The sequence below is a fragment of the Candidatus Protofrankia californiensis genome, assembly GCF_900634765.1.
GTDB lineage: Bacteria > Actinomycetota > Actinomycetes > Frankiales > Frankiaceae > Protofrankia > Protofrankia californiensis.
In genome coordinates, this window is sequence record NZ_CAAAFT010000128.1 from 11,879 (window position 1) to 17,185 (window position 5,307).

The following is a 5,307-nucleotide window of genomic DNA, read 5'->3' on the forward strand; positions in this document are numbered from 1 at the left end:
GGTGGTTTTCATCGTGATAATAGCGGTTTCTACCTACGGCTTTGATGGGGTCTGGTCCGGGGCCACCGGGACGACGGGGCTGGCAGTGGCGTCTGCTGATGTGCTGGGCTGGCGGTTGTGATGCGTGTTGTCCTGGCACCCGACAAGTTCAAGGGCTCGCTGAGTGCCGCCGAGGTGTGCGCGGCGCTGGCTGAGGGGCTGCATGAGGCCCGTCCCGACGTGCACACGGTGTCCCTGCCCGTTGCGGACGGCGGTGACGGCACGGTCGAGGCCGCGCTGTCGGCGGGATACCGGCGGGTTGCGGTGCGGGCCGAGGGGCCCACGGGCGAGCCTGTCGACACGGCCTATGCCGAGCTCGATGGCACCGCGGTCGTCGAACTGGCCGATGTCTGCGGCCTGCGCCGTCTGCCAGGCGGATGTCCCGCGCCGCTGACCGCGTCCAGTTATGGGACGGGTCAGGTGGTCGCCGCCGCCATCCAGGCTGGCTGCCGGCGGGTGGTGCTCGGTATCGGGGGGAGCGCGAGCACCGACGGCGGCGCCGGACTGGTCGAGGCGCTGGGTGCCGTCCTGCTACCCGAGGGATCCGACTCCGAGAGCTCCGACTTCGAGGGGTCCGAGGGGCGGCAGCGCCACCGGGGCGGGCGGTCCCTCGCCGTCCTCGATGATGTCGATCTGTCCGGGCTGGACCCGCGACTGCGCGACACCGAGCTGGTTGTCGCGTGCGACGTCGACAATCCGCTGCTGGGCCCGCACGGCGCCGCCGCCGTGTACGGCCCGCAGAAGGGCGCCACGCCGGCCGACGTCGTGTTCCTGGAGCAGGCGTTGAGCAGGTGGGCGCTGATCGTGATGTCCGTGACCGGAACCGATCACCGGCAGACCCCGGGGGCGGGTGCTGCCGGCGGTGTCGGCTTTGCCGCCCTGTCGCTGCTCGGCGCCCGGTTACATTCCGGGATCGACCTGATACTCGATCTTGTCGGTATCGATGACGCGCTGCGCGGGGCCGACCTGGTCGTGACGGGGGAGGGGTCGCTGGACGAGCAGACACTGCATGGAAAGGCCCCTGCCGGCGTCGCGGCACGTGCGCGGGCGGCCGGCGTACCGGTCGTCGTGGTGGCGGGACGCTCGCTCCTGGATCCCTCGACACTGGCCGGCGCCGGTTTCTCGGCGGTGCGTACCCTCGCCGAGTCCGAACCCGATGCGCGGGTGAGCATGTCCCAGGCGGGTTACCTGCTGCGTCGCCTTGCCCCCCGTCTGCTGGACGGTCTTCCCGCTGGAGGGTCTTCGCACCGCGACCGGTCCCGGCCGATCTGACTGATCAGCCCTGACTGACCGGTTCGTCCTCGCTCCGCGGGGCGGAGAGGGTCCGGTGGCGGATCATCATGATCGTCGCTGGAACGCCGACGGAAAGCATCGCCCCAGCCACCGCGAGCGGAAGGAGCGTGCCACCGACGTCCTCCGTCCGGGCGGCTCGAAGAGACTGCGGTGTCTGTTCGGACTGCTCGGTGTGCTCGACCAACTCGGCCTGCCCGGTCCGCCTGGCTCGACCGGTTTGGACCGCCTGCACGGATCGCACGTTTTGCACGGCGAAGGTGTACCCGGTCGCGGTGCTACCGACCCGGTCGAGAACGATGTCGGTGAACGTGCCCGGGCCAAGGGCTGTGCTGGCGGTAGATCCGCCGCGGGGGGTGTCCTCCTGGACCGCGTACACACCCGGTACGAGATCGCGGAATGTCCAGGCCCCGGAGGCGTTGGTGGTCGTGTCCCGCCGGATGGCCGTCCCGTCCGGATTCGTGCCGGTCAACTGGATTGCCACGCCGGGCGCGCCGGGCTCGCCCAGGTCCTGACGCCCGTTCCGATCGGCGTCCAGGTAGGCGTTACCGCTGATGCTCGACCGGGCCGAAGCACCGAAATCACCGAACGGCTTGAGCAGGTTGGCCAGCTGTCTGTGGCCTTCGCTGTTCGGATGGTAGATCAGGCTCTGGTCGAGGGTGAGAAAACCGTCGAGGAACTCGTTCATCCAGCGGTCCGGGTTCCGCTGGCCGATGGCCGGGTCCGGTTCGTGGCCGGCGAAATGGCATTTGACGGTGTCGACCACCGTGACGAAGCGGCCTGGCGTGTCGGCTGAATCCACCGGCAGGGTGTCGGGCGAGCATGTGTGCGCAGCGGGGTCGGACGCTCCGGTGAAGCCGAACGACTGGTTCACCGTGTCCGCCGCGGTGATCTGTATGGCGTCCCCGCGGTCGCCGAGCGTCCGAACCGCGGCCGAGGGGTCGAACGTCGTGTCCCCGAAGGTGGTCTGCGTGCCTGGCGGCAGATGTATGCCTGGCGGCGGATAGTGTTTCCGGCTGGACAGGTAAGGATAGGTGAGCAGGACCACGCGTCCTCCGGCCGGCATCCGCTGGTGCAGGCGGGTGAGCAGGGTGACCAGGCGTGTCTGGACCAGCGTGAGATCCCCCGTCGCCCGCCGGGTGAGCCGTTCGCATTCCGCGATGTCTCCGGCGGGTATCCCGAGCGCTTTCGGTATCCCGAACGCGAAGCACCTGAGCACTATGTCGGCAAACCGGACGTCGTTGCCGCCGATCGTCAGCAGGACGAGGTCGGTATCCGCGCCGACCGCGTTGATCTGAGACGCGATCACCCGGGTGCACACGGCGCTCGCGATACCGTAGGTGACGTTGACCGGGCCGATCTCAGCGGATTCCTCCGGCCCGAACCCGGCCGAACAGTCCTGCCGCAGGCGACCGAGGACAGCGGGGTCGTTCCCGGTCTCGCCGGCGCGCAGCGGGGTCCAATAGCTGCGCTGATCCGCCTTGTGCGGGTTGAGGAGATCGTCCGTGGCGGCGCCGCTGCACGCCCGGTTCACATAGGTGACGTCATATCCGCGCTCGTCCCGCAGCCACTGTGCGTACCGCTCGCCCCAGTTCACCGCCGAGCGGTGGCATCCGCGTGGTCCGTCACCGGTGTCATAGGTACCGGCACCCGCGCCGTTCCCAGCGGAATACGAATCGCCGAGTTGGACGATTGAAAGGTGGCGGGTCACCGCGGCTCCCGTGATCTCCGGTTGGGCGGTGGCGGTTTGCGCGGTGGCGGTTTGCGCGGTGGCGGGCTGCCCGATCATGACCAGCGCTGTGAAAAGGACGGCAGGAACGAGGACGATCCTGGCAGCGAACCGGGGACCTGGACCTGGCGGACCTTCCGGATCGGCTTCCGGACCCCGAGCGCGAAAGAAACATGATCGCGCTGCCTTCGGCTCTTTGACCGTCCCTGGTGTGAGGACGGATCCGCATCCGGCCACCGCGTCGCCCCCGAAGTTTGAGCCACCATTGGCACACCTGAAAGTGGCACACGTGGAAGTGCCGAATGCATTCCGATGCGAAGGGTAACTGACTCGGTCGTGACGGGCAAGCGCGAGGTAGGGAGCGCCGACGTGGGCGGGTCAGCGCCGACGTGGACGGGTCAGCGCCGACGGCGCAGGATGCGGTTGCCGAGCCGCGTGATCGGGTCGTAGGAGGCGTCGACGACCCTTTCTCTGAGCGGAATGATGGCGTTGTCGGTGATCGCGATGTGCTCCGGGCAGACTTCCGTGCAGCATTTCGTGATGTTGCAGTAGCCGATGCCGGCCTGTCCGCGCAGCAGTGCCCGCCGATCATGCGTGTCCAGCGGGTGCATTTCCAGCTCGGCGTACCGGATCATCAGCCGTGGGCCGGCGAAAACGGGCTTGTTCTCCTCGTGGTCACGGATGACATGGCAGACCGTCTGGCACAGGAAGCACTCGATGCACTTGCGGAACTCCTGGACGCGGTCGACGTCGGCCTGCTTCATCCGGTGATGCCCGTCGTCTCCCGCCGGGGTTCCGGGCGCGAATGCCGGCACTTGCGCGGCCTTCTCGTAGTTGTACGAGACGTCGGTGACAAGATCCCGGATCACCGGGAACGTCCGCAGCGGCGTCACCGTGACGGTGTCCGTGGGCGCGAACAGGTTCAGGCGGGTCATGCACGTCAGTCGGGGGCGGCCGTTCACCTCGGCGCTGCACGACCCGCACTTGCCGGCTTTGCAGTTCCACCGGACGGCCAGATCCGGGGCCTGCGTCTGCTGGAGCCGGTGCAGCGCGTCCAGGACGACCATGCCCTCTTCGACACCGACCGTGTAGTCGTGGAGATCGCCGCCGCCGGAGTCGCCTCGCCACACCCGAAGTGAAAGATCGTATCCTGTCATCAGGAACCCTTCTCACCGGTTGATGCTGTTCCGGCTGGGATGCCCGCGCCGGCCTGTTCGAACAGCGCGGCGAACTCCGGTGGCATCGCGGGCAGGGGCTCGGCGGTGAGCACGAGTCGTTCGTCATGTAGGCGGAGCACGTGGTTCAGCGTCGCGAACGCCGGGTCCGCGGACGGGTAGTCGTCGCGGGTGTGCCCGCCGCGGCTTTCCCGGCGGGCCAGCGCGGCTGTGGCGATGCACTCCGCGACGGTGAGCAGCGATCCTAGGTCGAGGGCGAGATGCCAGCCCGGGTTGTACTGACGGTGCCCGACGACCGCGACGTGCCGTGCGCGGGAGCGCAGCGTTTCGATCTCCTTGAGCGCCCGGGCGAGCTCGGGCTCGGTCCGGATGATCCCGACCAGGCGCTGCATGACTTCCTGGAGGTCGTTCTGGAGCTGGTAGGGGTTTTCCGGAGGGTTGGTGTGGGACGCGCCGACCTTGGTGGTGTCCTGGGTGAAGGTCGTGTCGAAGGGCGCGAGGGCCTGCGCGGCGACCGCGTCGATCTGCGCATCGTCGGCCATGGCTCGCTTGTGCGGAGGCACCGACTGGGCGTAGCGGGCCGCGTACAGCCCTGCCCGCCGTCCGAAGACCAGCAGGTCGGACAGGGAGTTGCCGCCGAGCCGGTTGGAGCCGTGCATGCCGGCGGCGCACTCGCCCGCGGCGAAAAGCCCCGGCACGGTCGCCGCTGCGGTCGGCGGGTCGACCTTGATGCCGCCCATGACGTAGTGGCAGGTCGGGCCGACCTCCATCGCCTCGCGGGTGATGTCGACGTCGGCGAGTTCGGTGAACTGGTGGTACATCGACGGCAGCCGGCGCCGGATGTACTCCGGGTCGCGGCGCGAGGCGATGTCGAGATAGACCCCGCCGTGGGGCGAGCCACGCCCGGCCTTGATCTCGGTGTTGATGGCCCGCGCCACCTCGTCCCGGGGGAGCAGTTCCGGTGGCCGGCGGGCGGTCTTCTTGTCCGTGTACCAGCGGTCGGCCTCCTCCTCGGAGTCGGCGGTCTCGGCGGCGAAGATCGGTGGGATGTAGTCGAACATGAAGCGACGTCCC

4 protein-coding genes are annotated in these 5,307 nt (G+C 68.7%); 1 reads left to right on the plus strand and 3 read right to left on the minus strand.

Annotation, left to right across the window (positions count from 1 at the left end; genetic code table 11):
* Window positions 1–120 precede the first annotated feature (120 nt).
* Window positions 121–1,311: a glycerate kinase gene (locus DD1DGNOD_RS07730; protein ID WP_131765906.1), complete on the plus strand. Its 1,191-nt coding sequence runs from the start codon at window positions 121–123 to the stop codon at window positions 1,309–1,311.
* Window positions 1,312–1,315: 4 nt separating this feature from the next.
* On the opposite strand, the gene DD1DGNOD_RS07735 is transcribed toward DD1DGNOD_RS07730, so the two are convergent.
* The 3 genes from DD1DGNOD_RS07735 to DD1DGNOD_RS28970 all read right to left on the minus strand — a co-directional run.
* Window positions 1,316–3,118 (minus strand): SdrD B-like domain-containing protein, encoded by a 1,803-nt coding sequence (locus DD1DGNOD_RS07735; RefSeq protein WP_131769767.1) that lies wholly within the window; start codon window positions 3,116–3,118, stop codon window positions 1,316–1,318.
* A gap of 338 nt (window positions 3,119–3,456) precedes the next feature.
* Complete coding sequence (locus DD1DGNOD_RS07740; protein WP_131765908.1) at window positions 3,457–4,215, minus strand: succinate dehydrogenase/fumarate reductase iron-sulfur subunit; 759 nt, start codon at window positions 4,213–4,215, stop codon at window positions 3,457–3,459.
* A partial coding sequence (locus tag DD1DGNOD_RS28970; protein WP_241255537.1) for an FAD-binding protein occupies window positions 4,215–5,307 on the minus strand: 1,093 nt, incomplete at its 5' end. The genes DD1DGNOD_RS28970 and DD1DGNOD_RS07740, both read right to left, overlap by 1 nt.